This window comes from Pauljensenia sp. 20925_1_25 (assembly GCF_041433955.1).
Classification (GTDB): domain Bacteria; phylum Actinomycetota; class Actinomycetes; order Actinomycetales; family Actinomycetaceae; genus Pauljensenia.
On record NZ_JAPWCL010000023.1, the window covers coordinates 1 to 14,650 of the forward strand.

The following is a 14,650-nucleotide window of genomic DNA, read 5'->3' on the forward strand; positions in this document are numbered from 1 at the left end:
TTTTGTTATGCCCCGCGGCGGATGCGGATGCGGATAGGTTACCGCCACGCGGATAGGTTACCGCCACGCGGATAGGTTACCGCCACGCGGATAGGTTATGACGATGTGGATAGGTTAATAAGCTATCCGGATGCTCATAACCTATCCGTGAAGTAGCAACCTATCCGCGCGCGCAGGCAAGGGCGCAACGACGCCGCCGATGTGAAAGGTACCGAAGGGTCCGGAGGGCACGGGCGGGCTTCGAGATCGACCACTCCGAGCCGCAGGCTCGCGTGTGGCGATCTCGCGGGCGGCCGGACCCGACGGCGCCCGCAACACCAGCGTCACCACAAGCAAACACGCGGCAGCCCCACCGGAGCGAAGGAGCAGGCCGGGTGCTGGCGGGCGGCGTCAGGGCCTGGCCGGGCTTCGAGACGACGCGCCCAGCCACCGATCAGCCACCATGCGCCACTGTTGTGGAGGGCGCCGGAGGGTCCGGAGGGCACGGGCGGGCTTCGAGATCGACCGCTCCGAGCGAAGCTCGCGTGCGGCGATCTCGCGGGCGGCCGGACCCGACGGCGCCCGCAACGCCAACGGCGCCACAAGCAACACGCACAGGAAGGCCGCCGCCCACCAGCACACACAGCGGCCGGACCCGACGGCGCCCGCAACACCAACGTCACCACAAGCACCCAGCAACCACGCAACGCAAACGCGCGGCAGCCCGTCAGGGCCGCCGCGCGTTCACGCAACTAGTTCGTACTCGACCGCCGAGAGGCCGAGCATTCAGCGCAGTCGCTGGGCCACAACCTCGGCGACCTGGACCGCGTTGAGGGCAGCGCCCTTGCGCAGATTGTCGCCGGAGACGACCAGGATGAGGCCGCGCTTGCCGTCGACCGCCTGATCCTGGCGGATGCGGCCCACGAGGACTTCGTCGCGGCCGGCGGCCTCGAGCGGGGTGGGGACGTCGACGACGCGTACGCCGGGAGCGTCGGCCAGCAGGGCGCGTGCCTGGTCGGGGGTGATGTCGCCGGCGAACTCGGCGTGGATGGTCAGGGTGTGGCCCGTGTAGACGGGGACGCGCACGCAGGTGCCGGACACGGCCAGGTCGGGGGTGTGCAGGATGCGGCGCGACTCGTTGCGCAGCTTCTGCTCCTCGTCGGTCTCCTCGGAGCCGTCGTCGACGATGGAGCCGGCGAGCGGCACGACGTCGAAGGCGATGGGTGCAACGTACACGCCTGGTTCGGGCAGGGTGACGGCGCGACCGTCAAGGGCGAGGGCCGGAAGGTCCTGCTTAACGCCGGCTTCGATCTGGCCGGTCAGCTCGGCGACGCCGGCGCGGCCTGACCCGGAGACGGCCTGGTAGGAGGACACGAAGAGGCGCTTGATGCCGCCGGTGGCCTCGACGAGGGGCTTGAGGACGGGCATGGCGGCCATGGTCGTGCAGTTGGGGTTCGCGATGATGCCCTTGGGGCGGTTGTCGACGTCGTCGGGGTTGACCTCGGAGACGACGAGCGGGACCTCGGGGTCCTTGCGCCACGCGGAGGAGTTGTCGACGACGACCGCGCCGGCGGCCGCGAACTTGGGGGCGTACTCGCGCGAGGCGGTGGCACCCGCGGAGAACACGGCGATGTCAATGCCCGAGTAGTCGGCCGTCGCGACGTCCTCGACGACGATGTCCTGTCCCTTCCACGGCAGGGTCGTGCCCGCCGAGCGAGAGGACGAGAAGAAACGAATCGTCTCGACCGGGAAATCCCGCTCCTCCAGCAGGGTGCGCATGACTCGGCCAACCTGGCCGGTGGCACCGACGACGGCAACATTGAAACCACTCATGGTGTTCTCCTTGTGTTGGTGCGCGCGCCCATACGACGGGGCGAACGCTGGGTGAAATCTATGGGGACGAGGCCGACCATGCTGACTGGGAGCACCGGAACCGCGCAGAAACTGCGGGGCCAGCCCGGGCCTCGTCGTTGAACGATCAGCGGCCGGTGCCGCCGTAGACGACGGCCTCGGTTTCGGAGGCGTCGAGGCCGAAGGCGGTGTGGACTGCCTTCACGGCGCGGTCGAGGTCGTCGAGGCGGGTGACGACGGAGATGCGGATCTCGGAGGTGGAGATCAGGTCGATGTTGATGCCCGCGTCGGACAGGGCGGAAAAGAGGCGCGCGGAGACACCGGGGTTGGTGCGCATGCCGACGCCGACGAGGCTGAGCTTGCCGATGTTGGGGTTGTAGCGCAGCTCGTTGAAGCCGATTTCGTCGCGGTGGGCCTCGAGGGCGTCGAGGGCCTTCTGCGCGTCGCCTTCGGGCAGGGTGAAGGTGATGTTGGCCTTCGTGGGGTCGGAGATCGGCAGGTTCTGGACGATCATGTCGATGTTGGCGCCGACCTCGGCGACGACGGCGAAGACGCGGGCGGCGACGCCGGGGCTGTTCGGCACGTCGGTGACGGTGATCTTGTCCTGCGAGCGGTCGTGAGCGATGCCGGAGATGACGGGCTTTTCCATGGCGTTTTCCTCTGGGGACTTCAGGGCGGCGTCGGGCACGAGGCCCTTGAGTTCGGGGTTTGCGGGGGCGTCAGAGATCCAGGTGCCGTTCTTTTCGGAGAACGAGGAGCGCACGTGGAGGGGGACCCCGTAGCGGCGGGCGAATTCGACGGCCCGCAGGTGGAGGATCTTGGCACCGTGAGCGGCCATTTCCAGGGTTTCTTCCTGGGTGAGGGTGCGCAGGCGGTGGGCCTTGGGGACGATGCGCGGGTCGGCGGAGAAGAGGCCGTCGACGTCCGTGTAGATTTCGCACACGTCGGCGTGGAGGGCTGCGGCGAGGGCGACGGCGGTTGTGTCGGAGCCGCCGCGGCCGAGCGTTGTCACGTCGTCGTCCTTGGAGATGCCTTGGAATCCGGCGACGATGGCGACCTGGCCGTCTTTGACGGCGCGGGCGACGCGCTCGGGGACCATGCCGATGATCTGGGCGGCACCGAAGTGGCTGTCGGTCTTAATGCCGGCCTGCGCGCCGGTGTAGGCGCGGGCCTCGACGCCTAGTTCGTTGACGGCCATGGCCAGCAGCGCCATGGAGATGCGTTCGCCTGCGGACAGGAGGATGTCCATTTCACGCTCGGGCGGGTTGTCCGTGAGGGCGGCCGCCGAGTCGAACAGGTCGTCCGTCGTGTCGCCCATGGCCGATACGACCACGACGACGCGGTGTCCCGCGTTGTGCGTGTCCACGATGCGCTGGGCGACGCGCTTTATGGCTTCGGTGTCGGCGACGGAAGAACCGCCGTACTTTTGCACGATCAGTGCCACTGGACCCTCATTTCTGTCGGTATATGCAGGTCTGCACGTATTCGGGTGGCGCACACCACCGTGTCAATCCTACGGCGCTCGCGCGTTCCCGCTGGGAACTTCCGGTATATGAACGGGTAAACGGGGGTGACATTGAACGCGCGACTGCGAGCAGGCACACACAATGGACGAGGTCGGGGCCAGTCAGGCGGCTCGATTCCGTCTCGTGGGACCTCAGAAAGCGGCACGAGGCCGGGGCACGCCGGGCGGTACACACCCACTCATGCTCACTTTACGCCGCGGGCAGTGTCACGTCGATGACAGTTCCCTTCTCGCTGTCAACCAGCCGCACCGACCCGCCCATGGCGCGCGCCAAGGACTCGACAATCGACATGCCCAAACCCGACGAGCCGCGCCCGTCGCGCGTGCGCGAGGAATCACCGCGCACAAAACGGTCGAACACGCGGTCGCGAATGTCAGCCGGGATGCCGGGCCCGTCATCGGCCACACGGATCGTGATCATCGACGAGGCCTGGGCACCCGTCGCACTCCCCCCTCCCTTCGCGGAGCCGCGGAGAGCAGCGGAGGCGGCCACGGCCTCGTCCCGGCTCCGGAGGATAGAGACGACGACGCGCGTGCCCGCGGGCGTGTGGACACGAGCGTTGGCCAGGAGGTTCGTGAGGATCTGACGCAGGGCGGACTCGTCGCCGAGGACTGGGGCATCCACAGCTTCCCCGAGCTCCCACGCATGGTCGGGGGCGACCACGTGCGCGTCGGACAGGGCGTCCAGTATCAACGGGATGACGTCGACGCGATCACACGCGAGAGCTCGATTGCCGTCCAGTCGCGCGAGCGTCAGCATCTCCTCCACAAGGGCGGCCATCCGCGCCCCCTCCGAGGAGATGCGCTCGAGCGCCTGAGTGCGGGAGGCCTCGTCGATGTCACGGCGCGCGAGCTGCGCGTATCCCTGAACCGATGCGAGCGGCGTACGCAGCTCATGCGAGGCGTCGGCGACGAACTGACGGAGCTTCGCCTCGCTGCGGGCGCGGCGTTCCATACCGTCCTCGACGGCGTCGATCATCGAGTTGAGGGCACCCGCGACGTCCGCGACCTCGACGGGGCCGGTGATCGCTTCCTCGCTGACCCGCGTCAAGTTCTCCGATTCATCGGCGAGGTCACGGCTCGCGATATCCGCAGCCGCCGCACGCACGACGCCGAGCGGGCGCAGCTCGCGGCGCACCCACGCGCGCCCTGCGAACCCAGCCGCAATCGCGACGACGAGGGACAGACCTATCTCAACCCCGACGAGCATCAGGACCACATCATCAATGCTGTCCATCGGGATGCCGACGAGCACGGTCTTCCCCTCGACCACGCGCGCGGTCACGCGGAACGTTCCCATTCCCTTCAGGCGCACGGTGTGCATACCCCCATCCGCGGGGACAGCAGCCAGAATCGCCAGAGCCGGCGCATTCAGGTAGGTCACTGAAAAGTTTGAGACAACTGCTCCAGCCGACTCCCCATCCTCGCTCACGTACTGGAGAGTGCCCTCGGCAATACCGGAGCCGCCGAATCCGGGTCCCTTAGGCCCACCGGGAACTAGCGGCCCGCCGGAACGAGGAGCATGGACGCTCGACTGCGGGGTCGTGCGGACACCGTCATCGTCGGAATCGTCGTCGGCATCATCGTCGGAATCATCGTCCGTATCCACCTCGTCGTCCGGCGCATCCGCGACGTCCAGGCGCTCACCGGCGCGCTGCGAGAGACGATGCAGTTCGGAGTCCATATTGGCCAGCATCCAGGAGCGCATGACCAGCGTGGACGCCACCACCATGACAATGAGCGCGAGCGCGACGCACGCGGCGAGCGCGCGCGACAGCCGCCCGGCCAAGGAAGGACGCCTCGTCACTGGGGTTCCCGCAGGATGTAGCCGGCACCTCGAACCGTGCGAATGAGGGCCGGACGATCCGCGTCAATCTTCTTGCGCAGGTAGGAGATGTAGAGTTCGACGACGTTCACCTGACCGCCGAAGTCGTAGCTCCACACGGCATCCAGGATCTTCCGCTTCGATAGGACAATTCCGACGTTTTCCATCAGATACCGGAGCAATTCGAACTCAGTGTTCGTTAACGTGATCTCTTCCCCGCCGCGACGCACGTCATGGGAGTCCACATCCAGGGTCAAGTCCGCGACCTGCAGCACCGCTGACACCGTCTGCTGGGTGCGTCCCGCGCGGCGCAGCAGAGCCTCCACGCGGGCAGCCACCTCGTCCAAGTCGAAGGGCTTCGTCACGTAGTCGTCCGCGCCAGCGCGCAACCCCCGCACGCGATCAGCGACCGCGTCACGCGCAGTGAGGAAGAGGACCGGCAGCTCCGGATCACGAGCACGCAGACGCTCCAGCGTCTCCAGGCCGTCCATGCGCGGCATCTGCACGTCCAGGATCACGATGTCCGGGTGGAAGCTCGACGCCTTCGCCAGCGCATCCAACCCGTCCTTAGCCGTAGCTGTCTCCCAACCCTCGTGCCGCAGGGCCTGCGCGAGCAAGTCCGCCAGCATCGCTTCGTCGTCAACAACGAGCACACGGGGCACCCCGCCATTCGCCTGGGTCACCATCACGGCCTCCTCGTCTTCTCGCAGCGCGGTACCTACGATTGTGTCACACGTGCGTCACCGAGAACAGAACACACGTCCTGGGAGGCGACAAACAGCGCAGATCGCGGGCACCGCTGCGCTGCGCTCCGTCGCCCGATACACCGCCCCCCTGCGCGCGGCGTGAGCGTGAGGCAGCCCCGGCCTCGTCGATAACGGATCAGAGGCGGCGACGCCCCTCGAGCGCGCGGCCCAGCGTCACCGAGTCCGCGTACTCCAGGTCGCCGCCCATGGGCAGGCCCATCGCCAGGCGCGAGGTCTCAACGCCCATCGTGGAGAGCATGCGCGCGAGGTAGGCAGCCGTCGCCTCGCCCTCGACGTTCGGGTTGGTCGCCAGGATGACCTCGGTGACCGTCCCGTCGGCGAGACGACTCATGAGCGAGGCGATGTTCAGCTGGTCCGGCCCCACCCCGTGGATCGGGTCGATGACGCCTCCGAGGACGTGGTAGCGCCCACGGAACACGCGCGCGCCCTCGATCGCCTGGATGTCCTTGGGCTCCTGGACGACGCAGATCGCGCTGGGGTCACGGCGCACGTCGCGGCAGATGGAGCACTGGTCCTCTTCCGTGAGATTGCCGCAGATGTCGCAGTGGCGCACGCGCCCGCGCACGGCGTTGATCGCGTCAACGAGGCGCGCGACCTCATCGGGCTCCGCGTCCAGGACGTGCATGGCCATGCGCTGCGCGGACTTCGGGCCGATGCCGGGCAGCTGTCCGAACTGGTCGATGAGGTCGGCCAGGGCACCGTCGTACATGTCAGTATCCTCCCTCGGTCATCTTCTCTTCGATGACCCGTCCGCCGAGGATCTCCAGGACCGCGGCCAGGCCGATCGTCTGCGAGTGTTCAATGTTTTCGTCGTCGATGCTGGCGCTGTCGTCGTCGGCCGCGTGAGTGCGGGTCGAGGCGACGGTGGCTTCGCGCTGGGCTTTCTCGCGCAGGGCGGCCTCGGCGGCGGCGCGACCGGTGAGGGGTTTACCGGGACCCGCTTGGGCGGGCACGTCGGCGTCGGCAACCTGAGAATCCGAGGCAGCCGGGCGCATCGGCTCGGGCGCGGCTGCCAGCCACGAGGGGGTCTGCGAGGCAGCGGCCTGCTCAGCGGGTTCCTGCGGGGCCTGCGGTGACCAGTCCTGCGACGCCCACTCCGACACGTCGGCTCCCTGCGCCGCCCATTCCTGCGGGGATGCCTCCTGCTGGGCAGTGTCTTGCAGGGTCGGGGTAGCGCTGTTCGTCGGTTCCTCCGGCGGCGTCCACTGATCCGCGCCATCGTCGAAGGAGACGGGCGCGCCTCCGGGGATCGCAGCCGGGTCGCCCCACCCCGTCGGCGTGGTCGGCGCGTAGGCGTCGGACTCGATGGGCGCATCGTCAAAGACGGGGGACGAGGCCGGGGCCGCGCTGTCAGCCTGCGCGGGTGCGACCGACGCTTCGTCAGCGGGCTCCGGGTCGCCAGGGTAGGTGAAGACCGTGAAGGAGTGCTTGCGTGGCGCGACCGGTGCTGTCGTCGTGGCAGCACCCGGGTGTTCGTCGTGGGCAGGGGCCTGTGCGATGGCTCGGGTGGCCCTTTCGGGCAGCACCAGACGCGCGGACGCAGCGGATTTCTCGGGCGTCGACGCTCTCTCGTACGAGTCGGACCCACTCAACGTATCGGGCGTGTCCTGCCAGCGTTGTTCTTCTGAACGCGGCGTCGCTCGGCGCAGAGGCATCACCGTCGTGGTCGCCGGCCAGGCCGACTCCTCCGGTGCGCGTTCCGGCGTGCGAGTAGGTTCCGGTGCTCGCGCGGGTTCGGGCCATCCGCCGTCGTTGTCGGGCGCGGGGTCTTCGTGGTATGCCGCCTGCGCGGCGGCCTCGTCAAAAGGGGGCGGCTCCGAGACCCATCCTCCGCGCTGGGGCTGACGCGGTTGACCGCCCGAACGCGATGCCTGCGCCGACGGACCCGTCGTTGCCGGGCCACCCGAGGCCTGCCCCACCTGCGCGGACACGGTGACGGTCAGGCCGGTGACCTCGCGGATTGCCTTCTCGACGTCAGCAGCGCGGGGGCCGCGCGAGAATGCGTTGACCATGGCCTCGACGGGAAAGAGCAGCACCACGGCGGATCCATCCACGGCTCCGAGCTGCGCGTTACCGCCGACCATCGACCAGGTGACGCGGCTGATAGAGGACAGTCGTTCGACGACCTCGTTCCATCGTCCGCGCAGCATGTCGGCCTCGCGGCCTCCGGGGGCCTGGGAGGCCGAAGTGTCACGGTGCGCTCGCTCCTGGGCGTGAGCTTCCCGGCGCAGCGGTTCGTGGCTGCGCGCGTCGGGTCGCGGCTGGGCGGGGCGCTGCGCGGGGGCCTCGCGGCCTTCGGGGACCTCGGGACGGCCCTGCTGGCGCGTGGCCTGGCCACCCGAATGCTGCGCCGGAGCACGTTCGCCCTGGCGTGCGCCACCCTGCTGATCGTAGCGCTTGCTGCGACCCCACTCGTGCTGGTCGCTCGAGGCGTGCTCGCCGCGCTCGCGAGCGGACCGATCATTCGTGGGACGCTCGTTCGCGGGGTACTCAGCTCGATCACCTACGGGGCGCTCACCGCGCCCCCCTGAGGCTCGCTCCCCCGGCGCGTGCTGCGCGGGTTCCTGGGAGGCCTCGGGCGAACGAGGCGCAGGACTCGCGGAACCCCAATCGGGGCCGCTCCCCCACGTGGGCATGCCCTGGGGCGCGGGTCCGGACGAGGCAGGCGACGCGGGCGTCTGCGCGGCGGGGGCCGAGGCCTCGGCGCGCTCCTGCTTCTTCCGGGCCAGGGCCTCGCGTGCCTCGCGAGCGCCGAAACGACCCGAGGAGGCCTCGGATGACGAAGCGGAGGACACCTGGCGCGGCGCTCCCCCACCGGTCATTCCGACCGTGCCCTGGACGGGACCCGGTGCGGGCGCGGCGGTGGGCGCGGGCACGAGGATACGCGCCACGAGGAGCTCGAGCTGGAGTCGGGGTGAGGTCGCGCCCGTCATGGCGCGCAGGGCCTCGTCGGTCAGGTCCGCGGCACGGGAGAGGCCGTGCGGCCCCCAATTCTGTGCCTGTCGCTGCATGCGCTCGAACTGGTCCTGCGGAGTGTCGGCCAAGACGTCGCGCGCGCCGTCGCCGGCCACCGCGATGATGAGCAGATCGCGCAGGCGCTGGAGGAGGTCCTCAACGAAGCGGCGCGGATCGTGGCCGGACTCGACCATGCGCTCGACGACACGGAAGGCCGCGGCACCGTCGCCACCCGCAAGCGCGTCGACGGACTGGTCGAGCAGCGCGGAATCCGTGTACCCGAGCAGCGCCACCGCTGTCTGGTAGGTGACCTGGCCGTTGATCGCGCCGGCCATCAGCTGATCGAGTACCGAGAGGGTGTCTCGCACCGAGCCGCCGCCCGCACGCATGACGAGGGTCAGGACGCCCTCTCCCACGCTGATGTGTTCCTCGGCGCACAGGGTCGTCAGATACGGGCCGAGGACGTCCGGCGGGACCAGGCGGAACGGGTAGTGGTGAGTGCGCGAGCGGATCGTACCGATGACGCGCTCAGGTTCCGTCGTCGCAAAAACGAACTTGACATGCTCGGGCGGCTCCTCGACGAGCTTGAGCAGCGCGTTGAAGCCCTGGTTCGTGACCATGTGGGCCTCGTCGATGATGAAGATCTTGTAGCGGTCGCGCACCGGCGCGAAGGTGGCGCGTTCACGCAGGTCACGCGCGTCGTCGACGCCGCCGTGCGAGGCCGCGTCGATCTCGACGACGTCGAGCGAGCCGGGGCCGCCGGTGGCCAGCTCGCGGCAGGATTCGCACTGACCGCACGGGGTGTCCGTGGGACCCTGCGCACAGTTCAGACAGCGCGCCAGGATGCGCGCGGACGTTGTCTTGCCGCATCCGCGCGGCCCCGAGAACAGGTACGCGTGTGTGACGCGATTCGCGCGCAGCGCCGCCTTGAGCGGCTCCGTCACGTGCTCCTGCCCGATCACCTGGTCGAAGGTGTCGGGGCGATACCGGCGATACAGTGCTGTGGTCACCCTCCAAGCCTAGTTGGTCCCACCCCCATCTGCGTCCCGCGCCGCGCGTTCCACAGCGTCGGGCCGCTGGTTCCGCCAGCATGATCGACGGGTCCCATTGACGAGGCCGGGGCCGGGTATGTGGGAGGGGCGCGGGACCATGTGTTGGTCTCGCGCCCCTGCCTGGGGTTACCTGGTGTCAGGCGTGGTGCCCGTTAGGCGTCCCGGCGTTCGCGGCGGCGCTTGGTGCCGATGGCCAGTGCGCCGGCGAGGGCGGTGAGGGCTGCCATGCCGGCAGCCCCCACAACTCCCACACGGGAGCGGAAAGGGCGCAGTCGAGACATCGACTTCTCCTTCAACTAGCGAAATTTGACAGGACCTGGGTCCCAGCCTAATGACACTGTTGAGCAAACTCCATGTCTGACAGTTATCGCCTGACGCACAATAATATCGGTGTTATTTTCAGAATTCCAAGGCATGACAGTTCCGTTATAACTTCTCTGAACTCTTGGTCAGCGACAAGAATCGAACATAGCCCAGCATTTATCAGATAATCATGCGTTCGCAGCCGACATTCGATGCCAAGTATGACCAGTAGGGTCGAAATGGTTAGACGGGCCCACGTAATACAGAGTGTCTCAATTCATAACCGAGAGCCTTCACCGCCCCACACAAAGGCCCCTAGTCACGTTCCTCCTCTGACCGAGCGTTGGGTCGATAAGCCTCAGCACCCCGCAGGGCACGGGAGCACTGAGGCGACCACAGCCTCGTCCCCTACGAGGCTTGCTCCGAGGAGAGGTGACCGCCGTCCATTGCGAAGGTGCGGTCGGCGTAGCGGCGCGCTTCGGGTTCATGGGTCACGATCAGGACGGCCGCTCCCCCATCGGCTGCCTCGCGCAGGAGGCGCAGGACGGTGGTCGCGTTCTCGGCGTCCAGGCCGGCCGTCGGCTCGTCGGCCAGGACGATGCACGGGTTCATGAGAAGTGCACGGGCCACGGCGACGCGGCGTAGCTCGCCGCCGGACAGCTCATTGGGGCGTGCGTCCGCCAGATCGGATAGCCCCACGGCGGCCAGGAGCTCCTCGGCGTGCGCCCGCGGCGGCTCGGCCTTGGCATAAAGCACGGAAGGCAGCAGCACATTCTCGAGGACGCTCAAGCTGCGCAGCGCCGTGTGCCCCTGCGGGATCAGACCGATGCGCTCGTTACGCAAGCGCGAGCGTTCCTCATCGCGCATCGCGTACAGGTCCGCTTCCCCCAGCCGAACCGTGCCGGCCGTGGGCGGGAGCATGCCGGCGAGCATGGACAGCAGCGTGCTCTTGCCGCTACCCGAATGCCCGGTGATGACGGTCAACTGTCCCACCTCCAGGGCAAGGTCGAGCGGTGCCACCGCAGTAAACAGACGGCTACCCTTGCGGGCACGGGGGAAATCCTTCGTGAGGGAGGTCGCTTCAATGAGCATGTCACTCGCCTTCCTTGAGTAGGGCGCTGGCATCCGCCGTATTCAGGGCGCGCAGCGCTATCCACGATGATACGAGGGCGACCAGACCCATCGCGGCCACAGCCCCCGCCGCCAGGCCGGCGATCACGGGGAGGGAGGGGATCAGGAACCCCAGGCCGATTGTTTGTCTCACGAGCCCGGAGAAGGAGGTGATGAGAACCCCCGAGACGAGGACGCCCAGGCCCGCGCCGACCGCGTTCACTGCCACGGCCTCGGACACGACGATCCGCGCGACCAGGCCTTTATGCGCGCCCAGGGCAATGAGCGTGCCGAACTCGCGTTTACGCTCGACGATCATCATGACGAAGATCAGTGTGATCATCGCCAGGCCCACGCCCCACACGAGCGCCACCAGCACCGTCACCGTGCGCGAGGTCGCCTCCAGCGAGCGCGCGATGCCGCTGACCATCGTCGTCGAGGTCGTCACGCTCACCCCGGGCACGCTCGCCTGGATGTCGGCGGCGACCGCATCGACGTCGCGACCGGGCGCGACCCTCACCATGACCGAGGAGATGATGTGGCCAGTGTCGAGGGTCGTGTACTTGTTGAGGCCCTTATCCAGGGAGGAATCGATGAGGATGCGCGCGGTATCGAAGTTGGCGTACACCGCGTTATCCAGCGTCGATCCGGTGGTGTCGAATTGGGCGACGACGCGCAGCTTGTTGCCGAACAGCGAGAAGTTCTCCGGGTCCGCCACGCCGACGTTCGCGCCGACGATGACCTCCATGTCGCCGAGGTCCAAGGCCCCCACCGTGTCAGAGATCCACGGCTGGATGGTGAAGTCCGTCGCCGGGTCGAATGCGATGACCTGGTAGCGTCCCGAGCAGCACGAGGCGCGGGCGGTTGCCAGGAAAAGCTGGGCGGACGCGGCCTCGACGCCGTCGACGGCGGCGACCTGGTCGCGGGTGGCCTCGTCCATGTAGAAGTAGGAGGGCTCGGCACCTACCAGGAACGCCTGCGGGTCAAAGTCGTCAGCGTCCGCGGGCGTCACCATGATGTCCGCGCCGAGGCGTGACTCGACGGTGTGCAGGCCCCGGTCGATACCCGACACCAGCATGGTCCCGCCGAACATCGCCATCGTCATGAGCATTGAGAAGACCACGAGGGTCCCCGTGCGCACCGGGTAGCCGCGCAGGTTCATCCAGGGCAGTCGCGCGAGCGAAAGCATGTGTGTCCTCCTGTCGTGCGCCTAGATCGGCGCGAGCTTGTTTCCCTGCGCGGCGCGGCTTACCCGCGCCAACGCGAGGCGGGTCCCGGCCACGCCGAAGGCTACCAGCAGGGCGACGGTCATGAGCGCAAGGGGTGCCGACCTGGCCGGGGTGGTCAGCGCTGCGAGCGCGGGGGCATCACCGAGCAGGGGCAGGGCGGCGGCTCCGACGACGACACCCGCGAGCGCGCCCGCCGCGTGGACGATGAGTGATTCGGTGGTCATGACGCGGGCGATGGTCGCGCGTGAGGCTCCGATGGATCGCCAGACGAATATTTCGTGGCGGCGTTCGTTCATGAGGGTGGCTTGGGCGACCATGAGGGCGGCGAGCAGGATCATCCAGGCGACACCGAGGACGCCGAGGAGGACGCTTCGGTGGGCGCTCACGTCCGAGGCTGTGGCTGCGACGGCGACATCGGAGCGCACGGCGGTCACTTTGCGCACGTAGAGGTTGATCCACTCGGTCACTGCGCCGACGTCGCTCGGATTGGTGACCCGCACGAGGGCGACCGTGTAGTCCTGGTCGGGGTTCAGGGAGGCGTAGGTGTCGACGCCGGATTCGGCGGAAGCAGCGATGACCTGGCGCAGAGTGTCCATGGTGACGAAGACGATGGTGTCCGTGTCGGTGCCGGTTGCTTCCAGGTGTGCGCCGACCGGCCATTGCTTCCCGAAGAGCGTGACCTGGCCGTCCGGATCCTGGCGCACGGCGGCACCGACCGCGACGGTGCCCGTCGGGGGTGCTGCCCCCTCGCCATCGGCGATCCACGGGGAGATAACGAAGTCGGACGCCGGGTCGTAGCCAACGATCCACAGGGGCGTCCCGTCCGGCTGCGTGTCCGCGATGGCGAGCTGGACGGTAACGGCCGAGATGTCCTCGTTGCTGTCCATGCGCGACAGGGCCGCGCGCGGCTGGTCGCATTGGGCGGGGGTGCCGAGCATGCTCAGCTGCCTCTTATCGACCTGGTTCAGGCAGGTCGTCGGGTAGACGACGAGGTCGGCGCCAAGCCTGCGCTCGGCCAGGCTCAGCTGCGCGCGCATGCCGTCGAGCGCCACGAGGCCAACAAACACGCACGCCGCCTGGGCGAGCGCGAGCACCAGGATGATCACGGCGCGCACCGGGTGTGCCCGAATGTTCTTGACGGGAACGAGGCGCAGCGTGAGGTCACGCGTCATTGCTGACCTCCGCCGACCTCGGCGATATCGATCCACAGGGCGGGGCGCACCCCGTAGAGGACGTCGACGTTCGCGCCGCTGGGCAGCGGGGTGCCCGCGGTGTCGACGTATTGCGCGGCGAAGGCATAGGTGCCCGGCGAGCGCAGCCACCAGTCGGCGGTCCCGTCCTCGCTGACGGCCAGGGGGCCCGAGGCCGCGGCCTGGCTGGCGGGTGCCGCACCGATATCGGATCGGTTCGTGCTGCCGCTCAGGTAGACGACGCTCTCCTGCTCGCTCAGCGCGAAGACGCGGTCCTGCGTGGGCGCTCCGCCCGGGGTCCCTGCGATCGACTGGTCCGCGTTCTCGTTGAGGACGGAGGGGATAATTCCCTGCTGGGCGGGAGTGAAGGCCGAGGCGAAAAAGTCCCCGTTCATCCACGCGCGCAGATCAGAGTCAGCCCACGTGACATCCTGGAAGGGCACGTGGTTGTACTGGCGGGCCTCCAGCACGTCGGCGCTGAGGACCAGGAGGCGATCATCGAAACGCTCGAGCACGATCCACTGAATCGGCTCGGGCCCGTTCGCCTCGTTCCCGTCCTGCTCGAAGGAGCCGAAGTCGATCACGTCCCCCTTGGCCGCCCTCCGGTAGGGCACCGCCGGGTCTTTTCCGACGAGGTCCGCCCCGCGCTGCGCCGCGTCCGCGTAGCCCCCGAGCCCAACGAAGATCGCGTACGCGCCCGAAGTATCCCCGGCCTCGGCCAGGCGCACCGCCTCCGCATAACGCTCCCCGCGCTGATGGTTGTAGATCATGAAACCGAGGGTCAACGTGAGGAGAACCGCCGCGAGTGCGACGGCCCCCTTCTTGATGGATGCCTGGGACAGGCGAGCGCGTGTCACCGCTCTA

Annotated in this window: 11 protein-coding genes; all 11 read right to left on the reverse strand. The window is 68.2% G+C overall.

All coding sequences use genetic code 11. From position 1 onward, the window contains the following. Positions 1 to 765: 765 nt before the first annotated feature. The 11 genes from O3932_RS09080 to O3932_RS09130 all read right to left on the reverse strand — a co-directional run bounded on the left by O3932_RS09080 (position 766) and on the right by O3932_RS09130 (position 14,643). Positions 766 to 1,812, reverse strand: a complete 1,047-nt coding sequence (locus O3932_RS09080) for an aspartate-semialdehyde dehydrogenase (RefSeq protein ID WP_371537885.1) — start codon at positions 1,810 to 1,812, stop codon at positions 766 to 768. A 145-nt stretch (positions 1,813 to 1,957) separates the two neighbouring features. Continuing rightward, the gene (locus tag O3932_RS09085; protein WP_371537887.1) at positions 1,958 to 3,274 is read right to left on the reverse strand and encodes an aspartate kinase; all 1,317 of its coding nucleotides are present in this window, start codon (positions 3,272 to 3,274) and stop codon (positions 1,958 to 1,960) included. Positions 3,275 to 3,545: 271 nt separating this feature from the next. Then, positions 3,546 to 5,162 carry a sensor histidine kinase gene (locus O3932_RS09090; RefSeq protein ID WP_371537890.1) on the reverse strand — a complete coding sequence of 539 codons (1,617 nt, stop codon included), beginning with the start codon at positions 5,160 to 5,162 and terminating at the stop codon, positions 3,546 to 3,548. Beyond that, positions 5,159 to 5,866, reverse strand: a complete 708-nt coding sequence (locus O3932_RS09095) for a response regulator transcription factor (protein WP_371537894.1) — start codon at positions 5,864 to 5,866, stop codon at positions 5,159 to 5,161. Before O3932_RS09095 ends, O3932_RS09090 begins: the two co-directional genes overlap by 4 nt. A gap of 196 nt (positions 5,867 to 6,062) precedes the next feature. After that, the gene (gene recR, locus O3932_RS09100) at positions 6,063 to 6,656 is read right to left on the reverse strand and encodes a recombination mediator RecR (protein ID WP_299240720.1); all 594 of its coding nucleotides are present in this window, start codon (positions 6,654 to 6,656) and stop codon (positions 6,063 to 6,065) included. Position 6,657: 1 nt separating this feature from the next. Next, the gene (locus O3932_RS09105) at positions 6,658 to 9,912 is read right to left on the reverse strand and encodes a DNA polymerase III subunit gamma and tau (protein WP_371537897.1); all 3,255 of its coding nucleotides are present in this window, start codon (positions 9,910 to 9,912) and stop codon (positions 6,658 to 6,660) included. A 194-nt stretch (positions 9,913 to 10,106) separates the two neighbouring features. Beyond that, positions 10,107 to 10,235, reverse strand: a complete 129-nt coding sequence (locus tag O3932_RS09110; RefSeq protein WP_314965882.1) for a hypothetical protein — start codon at positions 10,233 to 10,235, stop codon at positions 10,107 to 10,109. A 430-nt stretch (positions 10,236 to 10,665) separates the two neighbouring features. Then, positions 10,666 to 11,349 (reverse strand): ABC transporter ATP-binding protein, encoded by a 684-nt coding sequence (locus tag O3932_RS09115; protein WP_371537899.1) that lies wholly within the window; start codon positions 11,347 to 11,349, stop codon positions 10,666 to 10,668. A gap of 1 nt (position 11,350) precedes the next feature. After that, positions 11,351 to 12,556 (reverse strand): ABC transporter permease, encoded by a 1,206-nt coding sequence (locus O3932_RS09120; RefSeq protein ID WP_371537902.1) that lies wholly within the window; start codon positions 12,554 to 12,556, stop codon positions 11,351 to 11,353. A 21-nt stretch (positions 12,557 to 12,577) separates the two neighbouring features. Next, positions 12,578 to 13,768: an ABC transporter permease gene (locus O3932_RS09125; RefSeq protein ID WP_371537904.1), complete on the reverse strand. Its 1,191-nt coding sequence runs from the start codon at positions 13,766 to 13,768 to the stop codon at positions 12,578 to 12,580. Then, the gene (locus O3932_RS09130; RefSeq protein WP_371537906.1) at positions 13,765 to 14,643 is read right to left on the reverse strand and encodes a DUF6273 domain-containing protein; all 879 of its coding nucleotides are present in this window, start codon (positions 14,641 to 14,643) and stop codon (positions 13,765 to 13,767) included. Before O3932_RS09130 ends, O3932_RS09125 begins: the two co-directional genes overlap by 4 nt. Positions 14,644 to 14,650: the final 7 nt, after the last annotated feature.